Origin of the sequence: Oceanimonas aquatica, from assembly GCF_030732065.1 — a bacterium.
GTDB lineage: Bacteria > Pseudomonadota > Gammaproteobacteria > Enterobacterales > Aeromonadaceae > Oceanimonas.
On record NZ_JAVBHX010000003.1, the window covers coordinates 242,114 to 267,837 of the forward strand.

28 protein-coding genes are annotated in these 25,724 nt (G+C 57.7%); 15 read left to right on the forward strand and 13 right to left on the reverse strand.

Annotation, left to right across the window (positions count from 1 at the left end):
• Positions 1 to 5: 5 nt before the first annotated feature.
• Positions 6 to 869, reverse strand: coding sequence for a fructosamine kinase family protein (locus tag Q9290_RS06400; RefSeq protein WP_306078811.1), 864 nt, complete (start codon positions 867 to 869; stop codon positions 6 to 8).
• Between the two features lie 90 nt (positions 870 to 959).
• Here Q9290_RS06400 and Q9290_RS06405 point away from each other — a divergent pair, with 90 nt between their 5' ends.
• The 11 genes from Q9290_RS06405 to Q9290_RS06455 all read left to right on the forward strand — a co-directional run bounded on the left by Q9290_RS06405 (position 960) and on the right by Q9290_RS06455 (position 10,869).
• The gene (locus Q9290_RS06405; protein WP_306078812.1) at positions 960 to 1,406 is read left to right on the forward strand and encodes a tellurite resistance TerB family protein; all 447 of its coding nucleotides are present in this window, start codon (positions 960 to 962) and stop codon (positions 1,404 to 1,406) included.
• Between the two features lie 190 nt (positions 1,407 to 1,596).
• Positions 1,597 to 3,531 (forward strand): threonine--tRNA ligase, encoded by a 1,935-nt coding sequence (thrS, locus tag Q9290_RS06410; RefSeq protein ID WP_306078813.1) that lies wholly within the window; start codon positions 1,597 to 1,599, stop codon positions 3,529 to 3,531.
• Between the two features lie 41 nt (positions 3,532 to 3,572).
• Positions 3,573 to 4,070: a translation initiation factor IF-3 gene (gene infC / locus Q9290_RS06415; RefSeq protein WP_462806084.1), complete on the forward strand. Its 498-nt coding sequence runs from the start codon at positions 3,573 to 3,575 to the stop codon at positions 4,068 to 4,070.
• Positions 4,071 to 4,142: 72 nt separating this feature from the next.
• Positions 4,143 to 4,340, forward strand: a complete 198-nt coding sequence (rpmI, locus tag Q9290_RS06420; RefSeq protein WP_014292509.1) for a 50S ribosomal protein L35 — start codon at positions 4,143 to 4,145, stop codon at positions 4,338 to 4,340.
• Positions 4,341 to 4,354: 14 nt separating this feature from the next.
• Positions 4,355 to 4,711 (forward strand): 50S ribosomal protein L20, encoded by a 357-nt coding sequence (gene rplT, locus Q9290_RS06425; protein WP_014292510.1) that lies wholly within the window; start codon positions 4,355 to 4,357, stop codon positions 4,709 to 4,711.
• A 154-nt stretch (positions 4,712 to 4,865) separates the two neighbouring features.
• Entirely contained in the window at positions 4,866 to 5,849 is a 984-nt protein-coding gene (gene pheS / locus Q9290_RS06430; protein WP_306078814.1) for a phenylalanine--tRNA ligase subunit alpha, read from the forward strand.
• A 15-nt stretch (positions 5,850 to 5,864) separates the two neighbouring features.
• A complete protein-coding gene (gene pheT / locus Q9290_RS06435; protein ID WP_306078815.1) occupies positions 5,865 to 8,252 on the forward strand; it encodes a phenylalanine--tRNA ligase subunit beta in 2,388 nt (795 codons plus the stop codon).
• Between the two features lie 4 nt (positions 8,253 to 8,256).
• Positions 8,257 to 8,559: an integration host factor subunit alpha gene (locus Q9290_RS06440; RefSeq protein ID WP_306078816.1), complete on the forward strand. Its 303-nt coding sequence runs from the start codon at positions 8,257 to 8,259 to the stop codon at positions 8,557 to 8,559.
• 105 nt (positions 8,560 to 8,664) lie between these two features.
• Positions 8,665 to 9,405 carry a Sir2 family NAD+-dependent deacetylase gene (gene cobB, locus Q9290_RS06445; protein WP_306078817.1) on the forward strand — a complete coding sequence of 247 codons (741 nt, stop codon included), beginning with the start codon at positions 8,665 to 8,667 and terminating at the stop codon, positions 9,403 to 9,405.
• A gap of 109 nt (positions 9,406 to 9,514) precedes the next feature.
• Positions 9,515 to 10,273, forward strand: coding sequence for a hypothetical protein (locus Q9290_RS06450; protein WP_306078818.1), 759 nt, complete (start codon positions 9,515 to 9,517; stop codon positions 10,271 to 10,273).
• Entirely contained in the window at positions 10,270 to 10,869 is a 600-nt protein-coding gene (locus Q9290_RS06455) for a DUF2987 domain-containing protein (RefSeq protein WP_306078819.1), read from the forward strand. Before Q9290_RS06450 ends, Q9290_RS06455 begins: the two co-directional genes overlap by 4 nt.
• A gap of 31 nt (positions 10,870 to 10,900) precedes the next feature.
• Here Q9290_RS06455 and ttcA read toward each other — a convergent pair whose 3' ends face one another.
• The 11 genes from ttcA to ccoN all read right to left on the reverse strand — a co-directional run bounded on the left by ttcA (position 10,901) and on the right by ccoN (position 20,683).
• Positions 10,901 to 11,815 carry a tRNA 2-thiocytidine(32) synthetase TtcA gene (gene ttcA / locus Q9290_RS06460; RefSeq protein WP_306078820.1) on the reverse strand — a complete coding sequence of 305 codons (915 nt, stop codon included), beginning with the start codon at positions 11,813 to 11,815 and terminating at the stop codon, positions 10,901 to 10,903.
• A 69-nt stretch (positions 11,816 to 11,884) separates the two neighbouring features.
• The gene (gene uspE / locus Q9290_RS06465) at positions 11,885 to 12,796 is read right to left on the reverse strand and encodes a universal stress protein UspE (protein ID WP_306078821.1); all 912 of its coding nucleotides are present in this window, start codon (positions 12,794 to 12,796) and stop codon (positions 11,885 to 11,887) included.
• A 22-nt stretch (positions 12,797 to 12,818) separates the two neighbouring features.
• Positions 12,819 to 13,562 (reverse strand): FNR family transcription factor, encoded by a 744-nt coding sequence (locus tag Q9290_RS06470; RefSeq protein ID WP_306078822.1) that lies wholly within the window; start codon positions 13,560 to 13,562, stop codon positions 12,819 to 12,821.
• Positions 13,563 to 13,625: 63 nt separating this feature from the next.
• Positions 13,626 to 14,309, reverse strand: coding sequence for a sulfite exporter TauE/SafE family protein (locus tag Q9290_RS06475; RefSeq protein ID WP_306078823.1), 684 nt, complete (start codon positions 14,307 to 14,309; stop codon positions 13,626 to 13,628).
• A complete protein-coding gene (ccoS, locus tag Q9290_RS06480; protein WP_306078824.1) occupies positions 14,293 to 14,493 on the reverse strand; it encodes a cbb3-type cytochrome oxidase assembly protein CcoS in 201 nt (66 codons plus the stop codon). The genes Q9290_RS06475 and ccoS overlap by 17 nt, the downstream gene beginning before the upstream one ends.
• Positions 14,490 to 16,859 (reverse strand): heavy metal translocating P-type ATPase, encoded by a 2,370-nt coding sequence (locus tag Q9290_RS06485; protein ID WP_306078825.1) that lies wholly within the window; start codon positions 16,857 to 16,859, stop codon positions 14,490 to 14,492. The genes ccoS and Q9290_RS06485 overlap by 4 nt, the downstream gene beginning before the upstream one ends.
• 2 nt (positions 16,860 to 16,861) lie before the next feature.
• Positions 16,862 to 17,347 (reverse strand): FixH family protein, encoded by a 486-nt coding sequence (locus tag Q9290_RS06490; RefSeq protein WP_306078826.1) that lies wholly within the window; start codon positions 17,345 to 17,347, stop codon positions 16,862 to 16,864.
• A gap of 91 nt (positions 17,348 to 17,438) precedes the next feature.
• Positions 17,439 to 18,410 (reverse strand): cytochrome-c oxidase, cbb3-type subunit III, encoded by a 972-nt coding sequence (ccoP, locus tag Q9290_RS06495; protein ID WP_306078827.1) that lies wholly within the window; start codon positions 18,408 to 18,410, stop codon positions 17,439 to 17,441.
• Entirely contained in the window at positions 18,407 to 18,622 is a 216-nt protein-coding gene (locus tag Q9290_RS06500) for a cbb3-type cytochrome oxidase subunit 3 (protein WP_306078828.1), read from the reverse strand. Before Q9290_RS06500 ends, ccoP begins: the two co-directional genes overlap by 4 nt.
• A gap of 11 nt (positions 18,623 to 18,633) precedes the next feature.
• Positions 18,634 to 19,242, reverse strand: coding sequence for a cytochrome-c oxidase, cbb3-type subunit II (gene ccoO / locus Q9290_RS06505; RefSeq protein WP_306078829.1), 609 nt, complete (start codon positions 19,240 to 19,242; stop codon positions 18,634 to 18,636).
• 16 nt (positions 19,243 to 19,258) lie between these two features.
• Entirely contained in the window at positions 19,259 to 20,683 is a 1,425-nt protein-coding gene (gene ccoN / locus Q9290_RS06510) for a cytochrome-c oxidase, cbb3-type subunit I (protein ID WP_306078830.1), read from the reverse strand.
• Between the two features lie 304 nt (positions 20,684 to 20,987).
• Here ccoN and Q9290_RS06515 point away from each other — a divergent pair, with 304 nt between their 5' ends.
• On the forward strand, positions 20,988 to 21,458 hold the full coding sequence (locus Q9290_RS06515; RefSeq protein WP_306078831.1) for a hypothetical protein: 471 nt from the start codon (positions 20,988 to 20,990) through the stop codon (positions 21,456 to 21,458).
• An 86-nt stretch (positions 21,459 to 21,544) separates the two neighbouring features.
• Positions 21,545 to 21,838: a hypothetical protein gene (locus Q9290_RS06520; RefSeq protein WP_306078832.1), complete on the forward strand. Its 294-nt coding sequence runs from the start codon at positions 21,545 to 21,547 to the stop codon at positions 21,836 to 21,838.
• Here Q9290_RS06520 and Q9290_RS06525 read toward each other — a convergent pair.
• On the reverse strand, positions 21,820 to 22,815 hold the full coding sequence (locus Q9290_RS06525; RefSeq protein ID WP_306078833.1) for a LysR family transcriptional regulator: 996 nt from the start codon (positions 22,813 to 22,815) through the stop codon (positions 21,820 to 21,822). The two genes, Q9290_RS06520 and Q9290_RS06525, sit on opposite strands and share 19 nt — an antisense overlap.
• 86 nt (positions 22,816 to 22,901) lie before the next feature.
• Between Q9290_RS06525 and speB the strand changes: the two genes are divergently transcribed.
• Together speB and Q9290_RS06535 are read left to right on the forward strand one after the other, a co-directional pair.
• Positions 22,902 to 23,876 carry an agmatinase gene (gene speB, locus Q9290_RS06530; protein ID WP_306078834.1) on the forward strand — a complete coding sequence of 325 codons (975 nt, stop codon included), beginning with the start codon at positions 22,902 to 22,904 and terminating at the stop codon, positions 23,874 to 23,876.
• Positions 23,877 to 23,972: 96 nt separating this feature from the next.
• A complete protein-coding gene (locus Q9290_RS06535) occupies positions 23,973 to 25,373 on the forward strand; it encodes a YjiH family protein (protein WP_306078835.1) in 1,401 nt (466 codons plus the stop codon).
• The last annotated feature ends 351 nt before the right edge of the window (positions 25,374 to 25,724 follow it).

A 25,724-nucleotide genomic window follows, 5' to 3' on the forward strand; every position in this document is an offset into this window, starting at 1 on the left:
TTCTCCTAGCTGGCGATAATGTTTAACAGGCTGGCCTTGGCCTGTTTCAGGTAAGGCTGGCCAAACAGGTTAACGTGATTGAGCAGGTGGTAAAGGTTGTAGATTTCACGCCGGGCCCGGTAGCCTTCTTCCCGGGGCCAGACCGCGTCATAGCCCTGGTAGAACACGCTGGGGAACTGGCCAAACAGCTCGGTCATGGCGATATCGGTTTCACGATCACCAAAGTAACTGGCCGGATCAAACAACACTCCCTGTCGCTCACAAAAACCAAGGTTGCCACGCCACAAATCCCCGTGCAACAGGCAAGCGGTGGGCTGGTGACTGGCCAGACGGTTCTTGATGGCTCCCACAATCTCCTCAATGTCGCCAAAGTGTATATTTTTGTCTTCCAGCAGTTGTAATTGCCAGCCGATACGTTGCTCGGCAAAAAAAGTGGCCCACTTCTTGTGCCAGGCGTTGGGCTGCACCGTGGTGCCGATAAAATTGTCTTCATCCCAGCCGTACATGGGCTGGGTGCTGCCCCGGTGCAGGTGAGCCAGTTGCCGGCCCAGCATGTGCCAGCCCTGCTCGTCGGCGTCACCGAGCTCCAGATATTCCAGTACCAGAAAGCTGCTGCTGACGGTGGTGCCGCAACAGACTGGCCGCGGCACTTTCAGGGTCTGGCTGTTGACCAGGTGCTCCAGGCTCATCCATTCGGCGCGGAACATATCGACGGCGGCACGGTCATTGAGTTTAACGAAATAGCTGTTGTGGCCATTGCTGATGCGAAACGCCTGGTTGATATCGCCCCCGCTCAGGGGGGTACGCTCAACTATGCTGAATTCGGTATTGATGGCTTCGCTGATCTGACTGGCAATGACGGGCCACATAGCAATTTCACTCCACGGTGCCGGGTTTTGCCACCAGTATAGGCTAAAAGCCGGCACGTCCGGGGCTGAGCGGCAACAAGGTGAATCATCATGATAGAACGACTGAAACAATGGCTGGCGGGCGGCAAGGACGAGGAGCCCCTGCCGATGCAGGAAGAAGTGGCGGTGGCGGCGCTGCTGAGTGAAGTGATGCTGGCCGACGGTAAGGTCAGCGAGGTCGAGCGGCAACGGCTGGAGAGCCTGTTGGCCCGGTTATTCGGCCAGACCCAGAGCGAGGTGCACGACTGGCTGAAGCAGGGCAGGGCGCGGCAGGAGGAAGCGGTGTCACTGTATGAATTCACCTCTCATCTTAAGGAACTGCCAGTGCCCCAGCGGGAAGCCATTCTGCTGGCCCTGTGGCACATGGCCCTGGCCGATGGCGAGCTGGACCCTCAGGAAGAGGCCATTGTGCGTCAGGTGGCCGAGCTTCTTTACATTCCTCACAGCCGCTTTATTCGGCTCAAGCACCGGGCCGAAGAAGACCAGCCCGCCCGCTGACGTCCACGGCGCATGGCGGGCGTCCATGAATTCTGTTAATCTCTGCGCTCCCGACCTGTGCCGCCGGCTAGAACCCATTGCGTGCCAGGCTGGCCGAGTAACGCCAGATGGTCGGGATATCGAATGACACAACCGTTTTTCATACATACATGTGCGCTTTGGTAGGGTGCACCACTGTCAAGGACATTTCATGCCGACAATTACCCTTCCCGATGGCAGCCAACGCCATTTCGAGAACCCCGTTACCATCATGGACGTTGCCCAGGACATCGGTCCGGGCCTGGCCAAGGCCTGCATCGCCGGCCGCATCGACGGTGAGCTGGCGGATGCCTGTGAGCTGATCAGCCACGACGCCACCCTGTCGATCATTACTGCCCGGGATCAGGATGGTCTGGAGATCATTCGCCATTCCTGCGCCCACCTGATGGGTCATGCCATCAAACAGCTGTGGCCCGAAACCCGCATGGCCATTGGCCCGGTGATCGAAAACGGCTTCTATTACGATGTGGACCTCGAGCATACCCTGACCGAGGAAGACATTCAGAAGCTCGAAACCCGCATGCTGGAGCTGGCCAAAACCGAATATGCGGTGATCAAGAAAAAGGTCAGCTGGCAGGAAGCCCGGGATACCTTCGCCCGTCGGCATGAGTCTTATAAAATCGAGATCCTCGATCAGAACGTGAGCCAGAACGACAAGCCCGGTCTGTATCACCACGAGGAATACATCGACATGTGCCGGGGACCGCACGTGCCCAACATGCGCTTCTGCCAGCATTTCAAGCTGCAGAAAGTGTCCGGCGCCTACTGGCGCGGCGACTCCAAGAACAAGATGCTGCAGCGCATTTACGGTACCGCCTGGGGTGACAAGAAGGCACTCAAGTCCTACCTGGTGCAGCTGGAAGAAGCCGCCAAGCGCGACCACCGCAAGATCGGCAAGCAGCTCGACCTGTATCACATGCAGGAAGAAGCCCCGGGCATGGTGTTCTGGCACAACGACGGCTGGACCATCTTCCGCGAGCTGGAAACCTTTGTGCGCGACAAGCTGCGGGAATACCATTACGAAGAGGTGAAAGGCCCCTTCATGATGGACCGGGTGCTGTGGGAAAAGTCCGGCCACTGGGACAAGTACGCCGAGAACATGTTCACCACCCATTCCGAGAGCCGGGACTACGCCATCAAGCCGATGAACTGCCCGGGTCACGTGCAGATCTTCAATCAGGGGCTCAAGTCCTACCGGGACCTGCCCCTGCGTATGGCCGAGTTCGGTTGCTGCCACCGCAACGAGCCGAGCGGTGCCCTGCACGGCCTGATGCGGGTGCGTGGTTTTACTCAGGATGATGCCCATATCTTCTGTACCGAAGATCAAATCCAGAGCGAAGTGTCCGCCTGTATCAAGATGGTGTACGACACCTACGAGACCTTTGGCTTCACCAATATCGCGGTCAAGCTTTCCACCCGTCCGGAGCAGCGCATCGGCAACGACGAGATCTGGGACAAGGCCGAGCTGGCCCTGGAAGAGGCACTCAAGGCCTACGGCATCGAATACGAGCTGCAGCCGGGCGAGGGCGCCTTCTATGGCCCCAAGATTGAGTTTACCCTGCACGACTGCCTCAACCGGGCCTGGCAGTGCGGTACCGTTCAGCTCGACTTCGCTCTGCCCGGACGTCTGGGTGCCAGCTACGTGGGCGAAGACAACGAGCGCCATGTGCCGGTGATGATTCACCGCGCCATTCTGGGCTCCATCGAGCGGTTCATCGGTATTCTTATCGAAGAGTACGCCGGGCTGTTCCCGACCTGGCTGGCTCCCACCCAGGCGGTGGTGCTCAATATTACCGATAACCAGGCCGAATATGCGAAAAACCTGGTCGAGTCCCTCAATAATGTTGGCATTCGGGCCAAGGCGGACTTGAGAAATGAGAAAATTGGCTTTAAAATCCGCGAGCATACTCTTAAGCGGGTACCTTTCATGCTGGTATGCGGCGACAAAGAAGTCGAAGCCGGCAAGGTAGCAGTTCGTACCCGAAAAGGGCAGGATCTGGGAACCTTTGATGTTGACGCGCTGACCGCGCTCATCAAGGAAGAGGTTCAGACCCGCGGAAAGAAAACAGTGGAGGATAGGTTATAAAAGGCGCCAAAAAAGGGGGCAAGCCCGCTCCCCGTAATCGACTGAATGAAGAAATCCGACTGAAAGAAGTTCGTCTGGTCGGCCTGGAAGGTGAAGCATTGGGGGTCGTGTCCATCAATGAGGCACTGAGCGCTGCCAGCGAGGCGGGCGTCGATCTGGTGGAAATCAGTCCCAATGCCGAGCCTCCCGTTTGCCGAATTATGGATTACGGCAAGTTCCTTTACGAAAAAAGTAAAGCGACCAAGGAACAGAAGAAAAAGCAGAAACAAATCCAGGTCAAGGAAGTTAAATTCCGGCCCGGTACCGATGAAGGCGACTATCAGGTAAAGCTACGCAACCTGATTCGCTTTTTGGAAGAAGGCAACAAGGCCAAAGTCACGCTGCGTTTCCGCGGTCGTGAAATGGCGCACCAGGAGATCGGCTTTGATCTGCTTAACCGCATCAAGACCGAACTTGAAGAGCTGGCCGTGGTTGAATCCTTTCCCAAGCTGGAAGGTCGCCAGGCAGTGATGGTGCTTGCCCCTAAAAAGAAACAGTAAGGTCAACAAGTAGCCGGGCGCTGCGCCCGGCTCACCTTGCCTGTTGTTGTTATTAACAATGCGGAGTATTTCATGCCTAAGATGAAATCCAACAAGGGCGCTGCAAAGCGCTTCAAGAAGACCGGCTCTGGTGGCTTTAAGCGCAAGCAGTCCCACCTGCGTCACATCCTCACCAAGAAAAGCACCAAGCGTAAGCGTCAGCTGCGCGGTAAGTGTCTGGTAGCGGCGTCTGACGTTGCCCAGATCAAATCCATGCTGCCCACCGCTTAAGAGGAGAGTGAACAATGCCAAGAGTTAAACGTGGTGTAACTGCACGCGCTCGTCACAAGAAGATTCTGAAGCAGGCCAAAGGTTATTACGGTGCCCGTTCACGCGTTTATCGCGTAGCGGTACAGGCTGTAACCAAAGCCGGTCAGTACGCTTACCGTGACCGTCGTCAGAAGAAGCGTCAGTTCCGTCAACTGTGGATTGCCCGTATCAACGCGGCTTCCCGTCAGAACGGTCTGTCTTACAGCCGCTTCATCAACGGTCTGAAGAAGGCCTCTGTTGAAATCGATCGCAAGATCCTGGCTGACATCGCCGTACACGACAAGACCACCTTCACCGCTCTGGTTGCCAAAGCGAAAGAAGCCCTGGCGTAAGTCGGATTACGATGATTTTCAAAGGAGGCTACGGCCTCCTTTTTTGTTGCCTTTTGCCCGGCTCCGCGCTGGAAGCAAAAGGGCATTTCCTTTATTATCAAGGCCTTTTCTAATACTTAGCGTCCGTGTATACGGGCAAGTCAACGAGGAATACATGGATCAGCTGGAAGACGTGATCGTCAAGGCGCAGGCGGAGATCCAGGCTGCCGCCACTGCCGCCGAACTGGATGAAATCCGGGTTCGCTACATGGGCAAGAAGGGCACCTTTACCGAGCAGTCCAAGGCGCTCGGCAAACTGTCTCCGGAAGAACGCCCCGCCGCGGGCCAGGCCATCAACCAGGCCAAACAGGCGGTCAACGAGGCACTGAATGCCAAGCGTGAAGCCCTGCAACTGGCCGAGCTTAATGCCAAACTGGCCAGTGAAACCCTGGACATCAGCCTGCCGGGCCGCCGTCAGGCCAGCGGTGGCCTGCATCCGGTCAGCCGTACCATCAAGCGCATCGAGTCCTTTTTTGGTGAGCTCGGCTTTCAGGTGGCCGAGGGCCCGGAAATCGAGGACGATTTCCACAACTTCGACGCCCTCAATATTCCGGCCCACCACCCGGCCCGGGCCGATCACGACACCTTCTATTTCAATCCCAAGCTGATGCTGCGCACCCAGACCTCCGGCGTGCAGATCCGCACCATGGAGCAGCAGCAGCCGCCCATTCGCATCATCTCGCCGGGCCGGGTGTATCGTAACGACTACGACCAGACCCACACTCCCATGTTCCACCAGGTGGAAGGCCTGCTGGTGGACGAAAACGTCAGCTTTACCCAGCTCAAGGGCGTGTTGCACGACTTTCTGCACAACTTCTTTGAAGAAGATCTGCAGATCCGTTTTCGTCCGTCCTATTTCCCGTTCACCGAGCCCAGCGCCGAAGTGGACGTGATGGGCAAGAACGGCAAGTGGCTGGAAGTGCTCGGCTGCGGCATGGTGCACCCGAACGTACTGCGCGCTGTGGGCATCGACCCCGAGCGTTACAGCGGCTTTGCCTTTGGCATGGGGGTGGAGCGCCTGACCATGCTGCGTTATGGCGTCAACGATCTGCGCGCCTTCTTCGAAAATGATCTGCGTTTTCTCAAGCAATTCCGGTAAGCGGCAGGAGCAATAATGAAGTTTTCAAAATCATGGCTGGATGAATGGATCAACACCGGTCTTAACGCCGAGGCGCTTGCCGAGCAGATCACCATGGCCGGACTGGAAGTGGACGGAATCGAGCCGGTGGCCGGTGACTTTTCTCAGGTAGTCGTAGGTGAGGTGGTGGAGTGCGGCCAGCACCCCGACGCCGACAAGCTGCGCGTGACCAAAATCAACGTGGGCGCCGACGAGCTGCTCGATATCGTCTGTGGCGCGCCCAACTGCCGCCAGGGCCTGAAAGTGGCAGTGGCCGTGGTCGGTGCCGTGCTGCCCGGCGACTTCAAGATCAAGAAGGCCAAGCTGCGCGGTCAGCCGTCTCACGGCATGCTGTGCTCCTACGGCGAGTTGGGCATTGACGTGGAATCCGACGGTATCATCGAACTGCCTGCCGATGCGCCTGTCGGTACCGACGTACGTGACTACCTGGCGCTGAACGATGTCACCATTGAAGTGGATCTGACTCCCAACCGCGCCGACTGCCTGAGCCTGGCCGGCCTGGCCCGGGAAGTGGGTGTACTCAACAACCAGGACGTGGCCTGGCCCGAGATCGCCGCCGTGCCGGCCAGCATCGATGACCGCCTCGACATTCGCCTGAACGCGCCCGCCGCCTGCCCGCGTTACCTGGGCCGGGTAGTGAAGAACATCAACGTCAAGGCCGAAACCCCGCTGTGGATGCAGGAAAAACTGCGCCGCAGCGGTATTCGCAGCATCGATCCGGTGGTGGACATCACCAACTTCGTGCTGCTGGAATGGGGTCAGCCCATGCACGCCTTTGACCTCGCTACCCTGAAGGGCGGAATCACGGTTCGTCAGGCCGAGCAGGACGAAAAGCTGACCCTGCTCGACGGCAATGAAGTGAGCCTGAATGCCGATACCCTGGTGATCGCCGACAACGAACGTCCGGTGGCCATGGCCGGCATCTTCGGTGGTGAAGCCACCGGTGTGACCGAGGCCACCCAGGACGTATTGCTGGAGTGCGCCTTCTTCAGCCCGCTGGCCATCACCGGCCGCGCCCGCAGCTATGGCCTGCACACCGATTCTTCCCACCGCTTTGAGCGTGGCGTCGATTACCGGCTGCAGCACAAGGTGATGGAACGGGCCACCGCATTGCTGCTGGAGATCTGTGGCGGTGAAGCCGGCCCGGTGATTGAAGCCGTGTCAGAGGCCGATCTGCCCCAGGCCGCCACCGTGCCGCTGCGCCATGCCAAGCTGAACCGGCTGATCGGCATTGATATCGAGGCCGGTCAGGTCACCGAAATGCTGACCCGGCTGGGACTGGACGTCACCACCACCGCCGACGGCTGGAGCGTGCAGGTTCCGAGCTACCGCTTTGACATCGCCATCGAAGAAGACCTGGTGGAAGAAGTGGCCCGGATTTATGGCTACAACAATATTCCCGACGTGGCGCCGCGTGCCAGTCTGTCCATGTCATCCCACCGCGAAGCGCAACTGCCGCTGAACCGGCTGAAGGATGCCCTGGTCGATTTGGGCTACCAGGAAGCCATCACCTACAGTTTTGTGGATCCGGCTCAGCAGCAACTGCTGTTCCCGAACGCCGAGCACATGGTGCTGCCGAACCCCATCGCCGCCGACATGTCTGCCATGCGTCTGTCGCTGTGGCCGGGCCTTATTCAGGCGGCGGTGTACAACCAGAACCGTCAGCAGTCGCGGCTGCGCCTGTTTGAACAGGGGCTGACCTTTGTGCCCGACGACACCGCTGAAAACGGCGTGCGCCAGACGCCGGTACTGGCCGGCCTGGTGCTGGGCCCGGTGGTGGACGAGCACTGGAGCATGAGCAGCCAAGGCGCCGACTTCTTTGATGTCAAGGGTGACGTGGAAAGCCTGCTGGCACTCAGTGCCGATGAGCTGGCCTTCAGCGTCGAGCGGGCCGAACTGTCTGCCCTGCACCCGGGCCAGTCTGCACGCCTGCTGCGCAACGGCCAGCCGGTAGGGCATTTTGGCGCCCTGCATCCGAGCCTGCTGAAAAAGCTGGGCCTCAAGTCTCAGGTGTATTTGTTTGAAATCGAGCTGGCTGCGCTCACCGAACGCCGGGTACCGGATGCGGTGGAAGTGTCCCGTTTCCCGGCCAACCGCCGCGATCTGGCGCTGGTCGTCGATCAGAACCTGGCCTCTGCCGATATCCTTGATTTGGTTAGGAAAGTTGGCGGTAATCAGCTGGTTGGATTAAACTTGTTTGACGTATACCAGGGGCAGGGCATTGCCGAGGGCAAAAAGAGCCTGGCACTCAGCCTGGTACTGCAGGACACCCAACGGACGTTGGAAGAAAAGGAAATTGCCGACACCGTTGCCCGCATCGTAACGGCGGTTTCCGACGAGTTTAATGCTTCCTTGAGGGATTGAGCTTATGGCGTTAACCAAGGCCGATATAGCAGAGCATTTGTTTACCCGCCTTGGCATCAGCAAACGGGATGCCAAGGACATGGTTGAAGCGTTTTTTGAAGAAATTCGTACCGCGCTTGAGCAGGGTGAACAGGTCAAGATTTCCGGTTTCGGCAATTTTGAGCTACGCAACAAGGGTGAGCGCCCCGGGCGCAATCCCAAAACCGGGGAAGACATTCCCATTTCGGCCAGGCGGGTGGTGACCTTTCGTCCGGGCCAGAAACTCAAGGCCCGGGTGGAAAACGCCGACCTTAGCGACGCAGAATGAACCAAAGCCAGGCAATCGCCTGGCTTTGTTCGTTTAGACTAAGGCACTATTGGCTCTGCGCCTCACCGGCTGTTAGCCTATGGACAGGATGGAATTAGCAGAGGCATGCACGGCGTGCAGAAAGGAAACATCGTCATTCTTACCGGGGCGGGCATCTCCGCCGAATCAGGCATTCGTACCTTCAGGGCCGCCGACGGCCTGTGGGATGAACACCGTATTGAAGACGTGGCCACTCCCGAAGGCTACAAGCGGGATCCGGAGCTGGTACAACACTTTTACAATGAGCGCCGGGAACTGCTGCAAACGGTTGAGCCCAATGCCGCTCATCATGCTCTGGCCCGGCTCGAGGCCGAGTGGCCCGAACAGGTAACCATCGTCACCCAGAACATTGACGATCTGCATGAGCGGGCCGGCAGCCAGAATGTGCTGCACATGCACGGCGAATTGCTCAAGGCACGGTGTCCCCACAGCAACCAGACCGTGAGCTGGACCGGCGCACTGCATACCACGGATCTGTGCCACTGCTGTCAGTTTCCCGAGCCGCTGCGGCCTCACGTGGTCTGGTTTGGCGAAATGCCGCTGTTGCTCGATCGAATCTACCAGGCGTTAAGCGAGGCCAGCCTGTTTATCGCCATCGGCACCTCGGGCAATGTGTATCCGGCCGCCGGCTTCGTTCATGAAGCGGCCATGCATAACGCACACACCCTGGAGATCAACCTGGCACCGAGTGAGGTACAGGACAACTTCGATGAGCACCGCTATGGGCCGGCCACTCAGGTGGTGACCGACTACGTGAATGAACTGCTGCGCGGGCGCGAGAAAAAAGCCGCCAACGGCAAACGATAATTTCCACGGCCCGCGAAAGCGGGCTTTTTTAATCGGGCAGGGGAGTGGGTTACGAGAGCCGCCTGATACCGCTATAATGGCGCCATCTCCTGAACCAGATTTCATATTCATGAACGAACCCGAATTTGCCCGCCTGCAGCAGTCGCTGGAACGCGGTTTTTCCCTCAGCCCCAGGGCCGTATTCCAGGAAGGCTGGGAACGGATCCGGGGGGCGAAACTGACCCTGTTGCTGGCGGCCATTGGTGTGGCCGGCAGCTGGCTGTTGCTTAACCAGTTGCTGCTGACCGTGACCGGCGACAGTGAAGCCGGTGACTGGAACGCCAGCCTGCTGGGACTGCTGATCTCCATGATCATGGCGCCCATGAGCGGTGGCCTGGACATGATGGGCATTTACCGGGCAGTGAACCGGCCCATTCGCCCCAGCCAGATTTTTGATTATTTTCGTTATGTGCTGCCACTGGCGGTGGCGAGCCTGATCATGGGCTTTATGACCAGCCTGTTTCTGCCCCTGGGAGTAGCCCTTGGGTTGCCGGCGGCATTGTCGATGCTGCCCACCCTGGTGGTGAGCGTGGCGCTGATGTTCGTGTTTCCGCTGATCCTGGAAAAAGGCCTGAGCCCGTTTCAGGCCATTATGATTTCCATCAGGCTGTTTGCCCGCCAGTGGCTTAACCTGATTGCCATTCACCTGTTGCTGGCCCTGCTGTTTATGGCCGCCGTGCTGACCTTTGGCATTGGTCTGATCTGGGCTGCGCCCCTGTATATGGTGGTCAAGGGCATCATCTACCGGGAAGCCTGCGGCGTGAAAGGCATGACTGACAACGGCGCCAGCCCTTCTTCTTCACCTTCAGGAGATCATTTCGAGGCATGAAATCATCACTGCTCGGGGCCACCCTGGCCCTGCTGACCACGACGGTACACGCCGCTCCGCTCGACCTGGGTTACAGCGGTTTTTACAAGCACCTTGATACCGTTGCCGATGCCAAGGTGGAGCACGCCACCCTCGGCTTTTACCTGAGTCGCAATGATGGCAGTGGCTGGTGCCACATTCATGCGGGCACCGTGGAAGTGGCTGGCGAAACCCGTGGTGAAGTGCGAGTACTGCCTCACGGCGAATTCGTGCTGCCCTTTGACAAGCAACTGGATCTGGACAAGGCGGTGGTCCGGCTGGATGTCGACCAGCCGGAACGTTGCGAAATTTCCATTCAGATCCAGAGTCTGCTGCCCGCCGGTGAGGCCGGTGCCGAACAACTGCGCGGCATTCGTGACGAGATGAAAACCCTGCTCAAGGAAATGGCCGGCTGGCCCGGCCGCTACTTTGTGCCGGAGATAAAGGGCGTGCAACTGCAGCCGCTGAATCAGGGAGCCCTGATTCAGGGCCTGCCGGAACTGGCTCTGGACGATGCGGCCCTGGCCGGAGATGCACAATGGCCTCTGCCTGCCACCCGGGTCACCCCCTGGTTGTAACGCAATAAAAAAGGCGCCGAGGCGCCTTTTCTTATTTCACTTCCACAATCTGCAGCCGCTCGCCCAGCTCGGGGGCGTCGTCGTCCTGTTCAACACGAGGCGCAAAGTCGGGCTTGTCAAAGCCGATGTCGCCACCGTCGATCACACCGGACTCACGGTTAATGCTCTTGAAGTCGAACTGCTGGTGATCCATCAGGTGTGACGGCACCAGGTTCTGCACCGAGCGGAACATGCTTTCAATGCGGCCGGGAAAGCGCTTGTCCCAGTCTTGCAGCATGCTCTTAATGGCCTGACGTTGCAGGTTTTCCTGGGAGCCACACAGATTGCAGGGAATAATGGGGAATTCCCGGGCCTCGGCGTAGCGCACCAGATCCTTTTCCTTGGCATAGGCCAGCGGCCGGATCACCACGTGCTTGCCGTCGTCGCTCACCAGTTTGGGCGGCATTGACTTCATGGTGCCGCCGTAGAACATGTTGAGCAGCAGGGTTTCGAGAATGTCGTCGCGATGGTGACCCAGTGCGATCTTGGTGGCACCCAGCTCGGTGGCGGTGCGGTACAGAATGCCCCGGCGCAGGCGTGAGCACAGCGAGCAGGTGGTCTTGCCCTCGGGAATTTTGTCCTTGACGATGGAGTAGGTGTCTTCCTCGACGATTTTATATTCCACGCCCAGGCTGTCCAGGTAGGCGGGCAGCACATGTTCGGGAAAGCCGGGCTGCTTCTGATCCAGGTTGACCGCCACTATCTCAAAGCGAATAGGGGCGTGGGCCTGCAGGTTCTGCAGAATATCGAGCATGGCATAGCTGTCCTTGCCACCCGACAGGCACACCATTACCCGATCACCCTCTTCGATCATGTTGAAGTCGGCGATGGCTTCGCCCACGTTGCGGCGCAGCCGCTTTTGCAGCTTGTTGAAGTTGTAGACTTGCTTGGCGGTTTGAACAGACATGATGCCCCCGGCGAAAAAACTGGGGGCTATTATAGTGACTGGCGCCTCAAGGGCAAGGCGCCAGCAAGATCAGGCATCGGGGCGCAACACCAGTACGTCGCAGTGAAGCTTGTCGATCACGTGCTCGGCGGTATTGCCGAGCAGGGCCGCCGACAGCCCGGTACGGCCCACCGACCCAAGAATCACCAGGCTGGCGTCGATGGCGTCGGCACATTGGGGGATCACTTCTTCCGCCAGGCCTTCATGCAGGTGCAGGCTTTCCGATTCCAGATTAAAGCGTACCGCATACTCATAAAGAGCCCGTTCGTGGTGCTTTTTCACCGCCGCATTGTAGGCATGGGGGTCAAAGTCGGGCAGCTCCAGCGCCATGTTCACCGGGGTGATGGGGTAGGCGTTTACCAGATGCAGAGTGGCCGACAACAGCCGGGCTACCTCGGCACTTTCGGCGATGACCTTCTCGTTCAGCGCTTCCTGGGCCTGGTCGTCGCTGCAGCAATTGACCGCGGCCAGCACGGTACCGCCCATGGGCCAGTCCCGCTCCTTGACCAGCAACACCGGGCAGGGGCATTTGCGCAGCAGATGCCAGTCGGTGGGGGTAAAGATGAACGACTGGATCATGGCGTGCTTGTGGGTACTTTTAACCACCAGATCGTGGTGATGCTCCTGCACCTGCTGGTTGATGGCTTCAAAGGGCCGGCTGTGCCATACCACCTTGAGCTGAAAGTCGATGTTGCTGTCGGCGTAGGGCTCGAGCAGGGTTTTCAGCCACTCTTCCCGTCCCTGCACGACGCCTTCACGCATTTCGTCCCGCTCTTCACTGGAGAGCATGGAGGTCATTTCGTAGGAAAAGTCGTAAATGGCCAGAAACAGGGTAATGGCGGCGTTTTCCTGCAACGCCGCCACCGACACGGCCCGGTGCAGGGCCGGCTGGGCCTCGGCGACCGGATCGATCACCACCAGAATATGTCGATACTTGATCATAAGCACCTCCTTGTGGCGCTGCTTATTCCGCCTCTTGGGCACCGGCCAGGGCGGCCAGCTCGGGCAGGTCGAGAATGCGAATGTATTTGCCGTCTACCGCGATCAGATCGTTTTTCTGAAAACGGCCCAGCAGCCGGCTCACGGTTTCCACCGTCAACCCCAGGTAATTGCCGATATCGCCCCGGGTCATGCTCAAGCGAAACTCCCGGGGAGAAAAACCGCGCTTGGAAAACCGGCTGGACAGCCCGTACAAAAAGGCGGCGAGTCGCTCTTCGGCGGTTTTCTTGGAGAGCAGCAGTATCATTTGCTGGTCGCCGTTAATTTCGTTGCTCATCAGCCGCATGATCTGCTGGCGAAGCCGTGGCAACTTACCTGACAGATCGTCCAGTACCTCGTAGGGAATTTCACACACCATGGCGGTTTCCAGGGCCTGGGCAAAGGACGGATGACTGCCGGTGCTGATGGCGTCAAAGCCGACCAGATCCCCGGCCAGATGAAAGGCGGTGATCTGCTCGTCACCTTGCTCGGTAATGGTGTAGGACTTCACGGTGCCGGCACGAATGGCGTAGAGGGACTTCAGCTCCTCACCCGCCTTGAACAGCTCCTGGCCTTTCTGAATCGGTTTTTTACGCTCGATGATATTGTCCAGCTCGTCCAGCTCATCGGAGTTGAGTCCGAGGGGAATGCACAGCTGGCTTATGCTGCAATCCTGGCAGTGTATGGCGCGACCTGTGGCTGGCTTGCCGGTTTTGATAATTTTTCCCATGTGCTCCGTCGCCTGATAAATACTCAGCTTGAATCATAGCACCAATAAAAACCGGTTAATAGCTTAGGAAAGCAACAGGCCGGCCTGGTAAAGACTGAATAAACCGTAACAAATCAACAGGATGCCGGAAAATCGCCGAAATCCTGAATGGTTCAGCCAGTGCCGGAGTGAACCGGCCAGGCCTCCCAGTGCCAGCAGGGTGGGCAGGGTGCCTAGGCCAAACAGCGCCATCACCAGTGCGCCCTGGGCCGCACCGCCCGATACCGCACTCCAGGTCAGCGCCGAATACACCAGGCCGCAGGGCAGCCAGCCCCAGATCATGCCAAAGGGCAGGGCGGCCAGGGGGTGGCGAAAGGGCACAAAGCGTCCGGCCAGAGGTTTGATATGCCGCCACAGGCCGTTGCCCAGGCGCTCCAGCGCCAGCAGGCCGTTCCACCAGCGGGCCAGATACAGGCCCAGCAATATCATCATAATGCCGGCCAGACCACGCAGCCACAGCAGTCCCTGTTTGCCCAGGCTGATGTCGGCCAGGCCGGCAAACACACCGCCTACCAGGGCGCCGGCCAGGGCATAGCTGGCAATGCGGCCGGCGTTGTAGCTGAGCAGGTAGAGCCATTGCCATCGCCGCTGGGTTTGCGGAATGGCCATGGAAAAGGCCGCCGCCACGCCACCGCACATGGCGATGCAGTGGCCGGCGCCAAGAAACCCGATCAGCAGCGCCGCGACGGGATCAAGCTGACTTGTCATCGTCGTCCTTGCGCTGGGCCCGGCGGTGGGCATCCTGGTCGTCGTCAAACAAAATGTTGTTGCCGTGGCGGTCCAGATCCTCGAACTGGTTGCTCTTCACCGACCACAGAAACACGGCGATGACCACCACCAGCAAAATCAGGGCGATGGGCAGGATCAGGTACCAGATGGTGTCACCATTCATAAGCGGGATAACCTCAGGGAATTGGACATGACAATCAGTGAGCTGGCCGACATGCCGATCATGGCGAACCAGGGCGACACATGGCCCATGGCCGCCAGCGGCAGAACCACCAGGTTGTAGCCCAGCGCCCAGCTGAAATTCTGCTTGATCACACGGCGGGCGGCGGCGGCAACACGCCGGGCCATCAGCAGGCGCTGCAGGCTGTCACCCAGCAAAATGGCATCGGCACTGTTTTTGGCAATATCGGTGCCGCCGGCCATGGCAAAGGACACATGGGCACCGGCCAGCACAGGTGCGTCGTTGATGCCATCACCCACCATCAGGCAGATGTCACCCTGGTCGGCGCGTTCGCGCAGGTAGGCGAGCTTGTCGTCGGGGGTGGCGTTCTTGCGCAGTTCGCTCACGGCCAGGGTGGCGGCTACCCGGTCGGCCTGACCGGAGCCGTCACCGGTGAGAATGGTGGTGGCCAGCCCCTGCTGATGGCAGGCGCGCACCAGCTCGGCGGCTTCGTCCCGCAGCGGATCGGCCAGCTCAAAGCGGGCCTGCAGTCCCTGTTCATTGGCCAGGTACACACACAGCTCGCGGTCTTTGGCATTGGGGTTCAGCCAGGCGGCACTGCCCAGACGCCACACCTGGCCGTCAATGAGGCCGCTCACCCCCTGACCGACGTGGTTTTGCCGTTGCAACACCTTTATACCGGCATCGGCATGAGGCAGAAAGGCCCGGGCAATGGGATGCTCTGAGCCGGCTTCAAGGGCGGCGGCCAGGGTCAGCAGTTGCTCTCCGGGCTGCGAACCCAGCGGGGTGACCTCCGCCAGCGCCACCTTGCCCTGGGTCAGGGTGCCGGTCTTGTCGAACACCATGCGGGTAGCTCTGGGCAGGGTATCGAGCACATGGGCCCGGCGCACCAACACGCCCCCCTGGGTCAGCCGGGAGGTGGCCACGGTCAGCGCCGTGGGGGTGGCCAGCGACAGCGCACAGGGGCAGGTGGCCACCAGCACCGACAGCATCACCCAGAAGGCCCGGTCCGGATCCAGCTGCAACCACACCAGCCAGGTGCCCAGCGTGGCCAGCAGCAGCGCCGCCACAAAATAGCGCGACAGCTGATCCGCCAGCACCGCCACCCGGGGTTTGTCGAGCAGGGCATCATCCTGGGCACGCAGAATTTCCGATACCCGGGCATCGGCCAGGGTACGGCTGACGCGAATGCGCAGGGGTGATTCCACATTGGTGGTGCCGGCAAATACCGGCTCAGCCGGGCCGCGGGACACCGGCAGGTGCTCACCGGTGAGCATGGACTCGTCGATGCTGGTATGCCCTTCGATAATGTCGCCGTCGGCGGGGATCACCGATCCGGGAGACACCCGTACCACCTGACCCGGCACCAGGGTGCGGGCGGCCACTTCCTGTTCGTCGCCGCCGGTTTCCAGCCGGGCCAGCATGGGAATATGGTGAGTGAGGTTGGCGGTGGTTTCCGAGGCCCGGCGCTTGGCGCGCATTTCCAGAAAGCGCCCGGTGAGGAGCAAAAAGGCGAACATGGACACGCACTCGTAATACACCTCGCCGGTGGCGGTGACGGTGGCGTATACCGAGGCCACAAAGGCAAACAACATGGCCAGCGACACCGGCAGGTCCATGTTCAGGGCGCGGTGTTTCAGGCCACGCCAGGCATTGCGGTAAAAGGGCAGGGCGGAGTAACCCATCACCGGCACCGACAGCCACAGGCTGACCCAGCGAAACAGCTGTACCAGGCCCGCATCGATATCGGGAAACAGGTCTTCGTAGAGGGCAAACCCCACCATCATCACCTGCATGCTGGCGATGCCGGCCACGCCCATGCGCAGCAGATAGGATTTGACTTCACGGTTGTAATCCTGCTCCTGCTGGTGCGGCAGAAAGGGGCGGGCCTGATAGCCGATATGGGCAAAGGCGGCGAGCAGGGTGCTGAGCCGGGTCTCGCGGTCGTCCCAGCGCAGCCGGGCCCGCTCGGTGGTGGTGTTGACCTGGATCAGGGTGACACCGGGCACCTGGGACAGGTGCCGCTCGATCAGCCAGGCACAGGCGGCACAGGTCAGGCCGCCGATGGATAACTGCACTTCGCGAATGTGGTCCCGCTCCAGCACGAAGTCCTGCTGAATTTCGTCCAGATCATAGTGCTGCAGCCGGCGCAGCTCATCGGGCACCGCCTCGGCCCTGGGGGCGGTTCCGGTACGGTGCTGATAATAGCTGCCCAGACCACAGTCGATAATGGTCTCGGCCACCGCCTGGCAGCCGGGGCAGCAGAAGTTGCGGGGTTCGCCGTCAAGGGTGGCACTGAAGGCGGCACCCGCCGGCAGCGGCTCGCCACAGTGAAAACAGCCGGCCATGCTCAGCTCCCGGCGCGGATCACGAGCCGGTCGGCAATGGGCAGGCGAATGCGCTGCTGAATACGCCAGCGTTTGTCAAAGGCTTCCAGTTGCAGATTCCACTGACCATTGAGCAGCTCGTGATCGGGGCGGAACCGGTACACACCGTTGGCATCACTGGTCAGCAGGGTTTGTACGTCCTGCTCGGCCAGGGTCGGGTGGCTCAGCAGCAGGTAAATGGCTTCCCCCTGCTTGTGCTCGCCCTGCATCTCGAGAGAAAGCAGGCCGTTGGTGATGCTGAGCTCGGCGACCAGCCCCAGGCGTGCGGCTTCTTTCAGTTCACTGAGGTCCTGATTGATGGCACGGCCTTTTTTGTAGTAGTCATCCACCACCATGGTATCGGCATTGGTGCTTGCCAGGTGCAGGGTATAAAGGCTGGCGATCACCACGCACAGGGGCAGGGTGATCAGAAACCAGGGCCAGAATTGCTTATACCAGGGACGTTGCATAACAAGAATTCCTACTGCGAAAAAGGTCGGTGGCTAATATAACAAAAAAGCCCCGGCGAGCGGGGCTTTAAATTGAAAGCCCGAGGGCTTGTTAGTTGCTGTTCAGGCTGTAGATGTAAGACGCCAGCAGGTGCACCTTGTCTTCACCCAGAATGTCTTTCCAGGCGGGCATGACACCGGCACGGCCGTGACGCACTGAGTCTTCCACCGCGGCACGGGAACCACCGTACAGCCAGATGTTGTCGGTCAGGTTGGGCGCGCCAACGGCGGTGTTACCCTTGCCGTCCATGCCGTGACAGGCGGCACACATGGCGAAGCGGGCCTGGCCCTTCTGGGCTTCTACCGGATCCACCTTGCGGCCGGACAGGCTCAGCACGTAGGAAGTGACTTCCTGTACACCCTGCTCACCCAGGCTGTCGCCCCAGGCGGGCATGGCACCCTTGCGGCCGTGGAGCAGAGTAGCCTTGATGGCTTCGGGGGTACCGCCGTACAGCCAGTCGGCATCGGTCAGGTTGGGGAAGCCACGGGCACCACGGGCGTCGGAGCCATGACACTGGGCGCAGTTCTGCAGAAACAGACGCTGACCCACCTTGGTGGCTTCCTCGTCCTGGGCGATGTCGGCAATGGCACGGTATTCCTGGCCGTTGTCTTCATATACCAGCTCACGGAACCTGGCCCCAAAGACTTCATCAGCCTTCACCATTTCACGCTCGTACTGCACCAGACGGCCTTCTTCACGGGCGGCAGCTGAGGCAGCGCGAGACTCTTCCAGAGAACGTACGTCCTGGTTGGAGCTCTCCCAGCCCAGCACACCCTTGAAGTTACCCAGGCCCGGGTAGAGCACCAGGTAAATCAGGGAAAAGACAATCATGAACACGAACATGTAGCTCCACCACTTGGGCAGCGGATTGTTCAGTTCGGAGATGCCGTCAAAGGTGTGCCCGGTGGGCGCGCCTTCTTCCATTCCCATCTTGTCTTTGGTGCACCAGATCAGCAGGAACAGGCAGCCAAAAATGGTGCCCAGGCTGATCACGGTTACAAAAATGCTCAAAAAAGTATTCATTCTTTATTAGCTCCTGCGCGATCCTGCTCAGTACCCCGGCGTTGATCCTTCCGCTCGTCTTCATCAAAGATGGAGTTGGCGGCGTCATCAAACTTGCCCTTTCTGCGTTTGCCGTAGGCCCACCACACTATACCTACAAACAACACCAGCAGGGCCAGGGTCTGAAAGCTTATCAGCATCGGCTTGAGGGCTTCCAAGGTACTGAAATCCATATCGACTCCGGTTATTTAAGGGCGTGTCCCAAGGATTGCAGATAGGCAATGACGGCATCCATTTCGGTCTTGCCCTTCACGGCTGCCTCGGCACCTTCGATATCGGCGTCGGTGTACGGAACGCCGAAGTTATCCCGGAAAACGCGCAGTTTCTCGGCGGTGTCCTTGCCATCCAGCTCGGTGGTTTCCAGCCAGGGGAACGCCGGCATGTTGGACTCGGGCACCACATCACGCGGGTTGATCAGGTGTACGCGGTGCCACTCGTCGGAGTAACGACCACCTACACGGGCCAGATCCGGACCGGTACGCTTGGAGCCCCACAGGAAGGGGTGCTCCCACACGCTTTCACCGGCCACGGAGTAGTGACCATAGCGCTCGGTCTCGGCACGGAAAGGACGGATCATCTGGCTGTGACATACGCTACAGCCTTCACGGATGTAGATATCGCGACCTTCCATTTCCAGGGCGGTGTAGGGGCGCAGGCCCTCAACCGGCTCGTTGGTCTGCTGTTGGAAAAACAGCGGTACGATTTCTACCAGACCACCGAAACTGATGGCGACAACGGTCAGAATTGCCAACCAGGTGACATTCTTTTCGACCAGTTCATGACGGTTTTTCATTCACGAGTCTCCTTAATCAGGCCGGTTGGGGGATAGCTTGCAGGGAGCCTTTCGGCGCCTTGATGGTGCGGTACACGTTGTACAGCATCAGCAGCATACCGGCGACAAAGAAGACACCGCCCAGGAAACGTACGAAGTAGAACGGGTAAGAGGCTTGCAGACCTTCAACAAAGCTGTAGGTGAGGGTGCCGTCTTCGTTCACTGCACGCCACATCAGGCCCTGCATCACGCCGCTGATCCACATGGCGACGATGTACAGCACGGTACCAATGGTAGCCAGCCAGAAGTGGGTGTTGATCAGGCCCAGGCTGTACATGCGCTGCTGACCGAACAGGTTCGGAATCAGGTGATATACAGAGCCGATAGACACCATGGCAACCCAACCCAGGGCGCCGGAGTGAACGTGACCCACGGTCCAGTCGGTGTAGTGAGACAGGGCGTTCACGGTCTTGATCGCCATCATGGGGCCTTCAAAGGTGGACATGCCGTAGAACGACAGGGACACGATCAGGAAGCGCAGAATGGGGTCGTAACGCAGTTTGTGCCAGGCACCGGACAGGGTCATGATGCCGTTGATCATGCCGCCCCAGGAGGGTACGAACAGGATCAGGGACATCACCATACCCAGAGACTGGGCCCAGTCGGGCAGGGCAGTGTAGTGCAGGTGATGCGGACCGGCCCAGATGTACAGGGTGATCAGTGCCCAGAAATGCACGATGGACAGACGATAGGAGTAAACCGGACGACCGGCCTGCTTGGGGACGAAGTAGTACATCATGCCGAGGAAGCCGGCGGTCAGCAGGAAGCCTACTGCGTTGTGACCGTACCACCACTGGATCATGGCATCGGCTGCACCGGAATACATGGAATAGGACTTCAGGCCCGCCACCGGAATGGCCATGCTGTTCACGATGTGCAGCACGGCTACGGTCAGGATGAAGCCACCGTAGAACCAGTTGGCCACGTAGATGTGGGAGGTGTTACGACGATACAGGGTACCGAAGAACACGATGGCGTACGCCACCCACACCACGGCAATGGCGATGTCGATCGGCCATTCCAGTTCGGCGTATTCCTTGCTGGTGGTGTAGCCCAGCGGCAGGGTGATCACTGCCGAAACAATGATGGCCTGCCAGCCCCAGAACACGAAGGAGGCCAGCGGGCCACCAAACAGTCGGGTGTTACAGGTACGCTGCACCACGTAGAAAGACGTGGCCATCAGAGCGCTGACACCAAATGCGAAGATAACCGCATTGGTGTGCAACGGACGCAGGCGGCTGTAGGTCAGCCAGGGTGTTTCGAAGTTGAGGGCAGGCCAGATAAGCTGTGCTGCGATCAGCACACCCAACGACATACCTACAACGCCCCAGATTACGGTCATCACCGTAAACTGACGAACTACTGTGTAGTTGTAGTTTGGTTGATTATTAGTTTGACTCATCGTTATAGTTCCGCTTCCACTGCTGTTATTCAGATCTTGTGTTCACGCTAAGTGCTCACGTCGGAAGGATTAAATTACCGGTTTCTAGTTAAGGCCTTCAGTGCCCGCACTGCTTATTAACTCTTTGTTAACAAAGCAAAGGGGCCCCAAAAACCCGGCACTGATGATAAAGTAGTGGGTGCCAAAAAAACAGTATAAACAGTAATATGATTGCTCCTTTTGGCCCCACACAAGGCATAAGGAGGCGCCTTGATCGAGATCAAGCCAGTCCCTGAATACACCCCGATACAGGAAACAAAACCCCATGAGAGAGCGACTGACCGGCCCCAAACTGGTGCAAATTCTGTTGGTAATGGCCGTTTTGTCCGCCGCCTTCTGGCTGCGCACCTGCAGCGATGAACAGGAGACGACTGAATCCGTCACGGAAAAAATTGAGTATTGTGATATATCTCACAAAAAATGCGCCATTGAACAGCAGGGGCTTGTGGCCGAGGCACAACTGAACAGCAATGGGCTTCAGGCGGAAACCCCTTTTGAGCTGGAATTGACCCTGTCCGATGCGCAGGCGATCGTGACCCGCAGCGTGCTGGAAGGGGAGATCATGTATATGGGGACCCTGCCGGCCCTGCTTGAACAAACCGGTGAGGGCCGTTGGCAGGGACAGGCATTGGTGGGCAGCTGCACCGAGGAGCGCATGCTGTGGGCCTGGGTGATTGAGGTGGAACATCAGGGCCAGCCTCTGAGCTACCGCTTTCTGTTTGAAGTGCGCCGCTGAGGGCGGTCTGGGAGCTTGTGGGTTAGCGCCACAAGCTTGAGGTTGGCCTTGGTCATGAGCATCACGGCACCGCCGTATCAATCAAGATGGCGGAGCTGTCTTCCTTTTATGCCTCCCTTATTAATGAAGAAGTGACCGAGCGCAACCCGGCTACCATGTGGATGCGCCACAGCCGCTTTGGCACTTCGGCGCCGGTGGCAGCCACCCTGGGCGAAGAAAGTGAAATTCGGGTGTTCAGCGTTTTGCAGTTGCCCTATGTGAGGAGCAGCGTACACCAACTGACCAGCGACACTCCCGAACGCCACGAGCGCACCCTGTTTCTGGCCTTGCTGATGTACGGCTGCTACCCAGTAAAACCTTGTTATTCGGTAAGTCCGTAGCTACGACGTAACTCTTCAAGGCAGACGGCCCTAAGCCGATTAGGCTGAACCTCGTCACGCCAAACTGCCTTGAACCCCGTCGAAAAAGAAAACTGTTCGGGCAATAACTTGCGCATTAACCCCAGCTCTTCCCAGTATCTCGCATAATGCTCGGGCAAAAATCCTATGAAAGCGCCACTCATAATCAGGGTCGCAACACCTTCCATCTGATAGGCGTGAGCAGCCGTTTTAAGCCCAGCCTGTAACTCAAGCATGGCCGCGTCCGGTTTATAACCCGGGCTTACATGCTCGTACTGAGCCAGAAGGGCTGGAACCAGCGTTTCTTCCCAAGAAAATAGCGGGTGACCCTGTGCGCAGTAAAGGTATGACGTCTCCTGGTAAAGCGGCAGATAAGCTAATCCGGGTAAGGTCTGATGACTGGGGATGATACCGATATGCAAATGCCCTTCAATTAACAAGCGTTCAATTTCGTTGGGGGAGGTTGTCAGCATGACAATTTGCACTTCCGGCCCCAGCTGCTTCAGTGTTGCGATCACTGACGCGGTGCGAGAGCAGGGATCGGTGATGGTGTTATCGGTCACCCCAATATGCAGGTTCCCCACCAGCCGATGATGTGCTGTATTGATGTTGGCCCGGAATTTCTCCAGATCGGCCTGCAATTGCATCAGGCTTTCATACACCAGCCGGCCTTGCTCGGTTAGAGAAAATCCGGAACGCCCGCGGTAACAAAGATGCATATGCAGCCGGGTTTCCAGATCCCCCATGTACCGACTGATGGCAGAGCGCGTGATATTGAGCTCAACTTCTGCGGCAGCAAAGCCTCCGCATTCAACCACCGTTTTGAAAACTCTTAAAAGTCGCAGATCCAGGTCTGTGATCAATCCCGAGAGAGCATTGGTTGTACGGGATGTACGAGGGTTAGTTGCCATAAATGTAAACCAAGAGTTACCAGCTTGTGATTTAACGAAACTTACCATGCCTCGATACTTTGTCCAACAAGCCACGGCACTCACGCCATCTTGTGAAGACCTTAAACCATGACCAAGTAAGAAGAGGCAAGACTATGTCTGAGCAAAAACACAGCTTTTCACCCATTGATTCCAATGCAACCCCTCGTTATGCAGGCATCGCAACCTTCATGCGCTTACCGTATCTCCCTGTTTCCGACGCCGGCAATGTGGATATCGGTCTCATTGGCATACCTTGGGATGGCGGGACCACCAATCGTGCCGGCGCTCGTCACGGCCCCCGTCAGATGAGGGATCTCTCCTCTCTGATGAGAAAGTTTCACCCAAGCCTGGGCATCAGCCCTTACGAACTCGCCAATTGCGCCGATCTGGGGGATACCCCGGTCAATCCTGTCAAAATAGAGGATACCCTGGAACGAGTTGAGCATTTTTACCATCAGGTAGTGGAGCAAAATATCATTCCGCTCTCGGCCGGTGGGGACCATCTGGTCAGCTTACCCATACTTCGTGCATTGGCCAAAAAACACGGCCCCCTTGGGATGGTTCATTTCGACGCTCATACCGACACCTTTGACCGTTATTTTGGCGGTTGCAAATACACTCATGGCACCCCGTTTCGTCGTGCTATAGAGGAGGGGGTACTGGATCCCAAGCGTGTTGTTCAAATCGGTATTCGCGGTGGTCTTTACAGCGAAGATGATGATACGTGGGGACTTCAGCAAGGAATCCGAGTGATCCGCATTGAAGAATACTTTGAGCTGGGTGTGGCAGGGGTCATTAAGGAGATTCATCGGGTTGTTGGTGATCAAAACACCTATGTCAGCTTTGACGTTGACTGCCTGGATCCCGTATATGCCCCGGGGACTGGTACTCCGGAAGTAGGTGGCATCAGTACCCATGAAGCACAGCGCATGATACGCAGCCTGCAAGGACTGAATTTGGTAGGTGGCGATGTGGTTGAAGTCGCCCCGCCCTTTGACCCCAGCGGTAATACAGCCTTGGTTGGCGTCACCCTCATGTGGGAGATCCTCTGCATGCTGGCAGACCAGGTCGGCAAAGACAAAAGGTAACTTTCATCTCGTCAAGCGATTAGCACAGCGGCGCCAGGTCTGCTTTGAACCTGGCGTTTGTTGATGTGTTACTACACGTTTCAGAAGGATCTGAACATGACCACCAAGAATCTTCCTGTTCGGCAGAAGGTCTCGACTTCTCCATTGGCCGGACTCAGTAGCAAGGCATTACTGAAATTTATCATTCCTTCCTTACTTGGGGTTACTGCGTTTCTTATACCGGTTGAAGACAACGGGCAGATAACGATAGTGATGGCCATGCTTTCCAATTGGCTGAAAGCAGAATTGAAAGACTATATGGTCTTGATCGTCTTCGGTATTGTCAGTATCTCCGCATTAATCACTGCTTATGTGACCCTACTTAAACCAAGGTGGATAAAGCCAACATCATTTATTTCAGCTTTATTCTCGGTGAGTACTCCCTGGCTTTTATTGCGCTTGCTGGGACTGGTGATGACTCTGATGATCTATTATCAGCTGGGGCCAGAGTGGGTTTGGTCCGATAAAACTGGAAAAGTCGTGCTGGAAGATCTGGCAACGGCCATCGTCACCATTTTCCTGTTTGCTGCACTCTTGCTTCCTTTGCTCACTGACTATGGCCTGATGGAGTTTGTCGGCACCTTGTTTCGTAATGTTTTTCAAAAGCTTTTCTGTATTCCCGGACGAGCCTCTGTCGATGCAACGGCCTCTTGGCTATCCTCGGCGGCGGTCGGTATCCTGATAACATCACAGCAGTATGAAAAGGGGCACTACTCTGCCAGGGATGCGGCGATAATAGCGACCAACTTTTCGATTGTTGCCGTGCCATTCACCTTGGTAATTGCCGAATTTGTGGGATTGGGACACCTGTTTATCGAATATTATGCCACTGTGGTAGTTACCGGTGTTGCTGCAGCCATTATCGTACCTCGGTTACCACCGCTTTCCCGCATTCCTCAAGATTATTATCCACCCGAAGGAAAGGCCCTGGTTGAGGAGGTGCCACCAGGCCAGTCATTGTTTACATGGGGCCTTCATCTGGCGGTAGAACAATCCCGCTCTGCGCCATCCTTACTTAACCTGTTGAAGTCTGCAGTACAGAATACCTGTGATATCTGGTTTGGCCTGATGCCACCGCTGGTTGTGATTGCCACAACCGGATTAATTGTTGCGGAGTTTACCCCGCTCATGACCTGGCTATCGTATCCTCTGATTCCGGTACTGGAGTTATTACAGTTGCCGGAAGCGGACAAGGCGGCACCAGCCATGCTGGTGGGATTTGCCGAGATGTTTTTGCCTGCCGTCGTTGCAACCGGAATCGAGAGTGAGTTGACACGGTTTGTTATTATTTCGGTTTCAGTCACTCAATTGGTATACATGTCGGAAGTGGGGGTGATGTTACTCAAGAGCAAGATACCGCTCAACTTTAAGGACCTGATCATGATTTTCTTGGTCCGGACAATAGTGATACTACCCATTGCCGCTATGGTTGCTCACTTTATAGTCTTTAGGGAGTAGGGGAACTCAGTTAGAAAATACCCTTAGTGGAAAGAAGGCAGAGTTTTTACTTTGCCTTCTTTCTCAGTACATATTTAGCCAGAAGATACGCAGGACAGGGGGGCATGAATCACGTTTCATCGGCGCTGTGAGCTGGGGCAGCTTGCAAGTGTGCGGATAGTGACATCAACGCGCTGGTTGAGTCAGTAAAAACAGCACACTGGGCGTTTTACTTTGGCTGAAAGCAGGCGAGGGGCGGAAGGTTGTTTTGACAGACAAGGCAGGTTGAAAGCTTGTGTCTTGCCTTTGCAGTCAGCCAGAACATAGAGCGGTGTTAAATCGGGCTTCGGCCTGGGGCAGGGATGCCAGCGA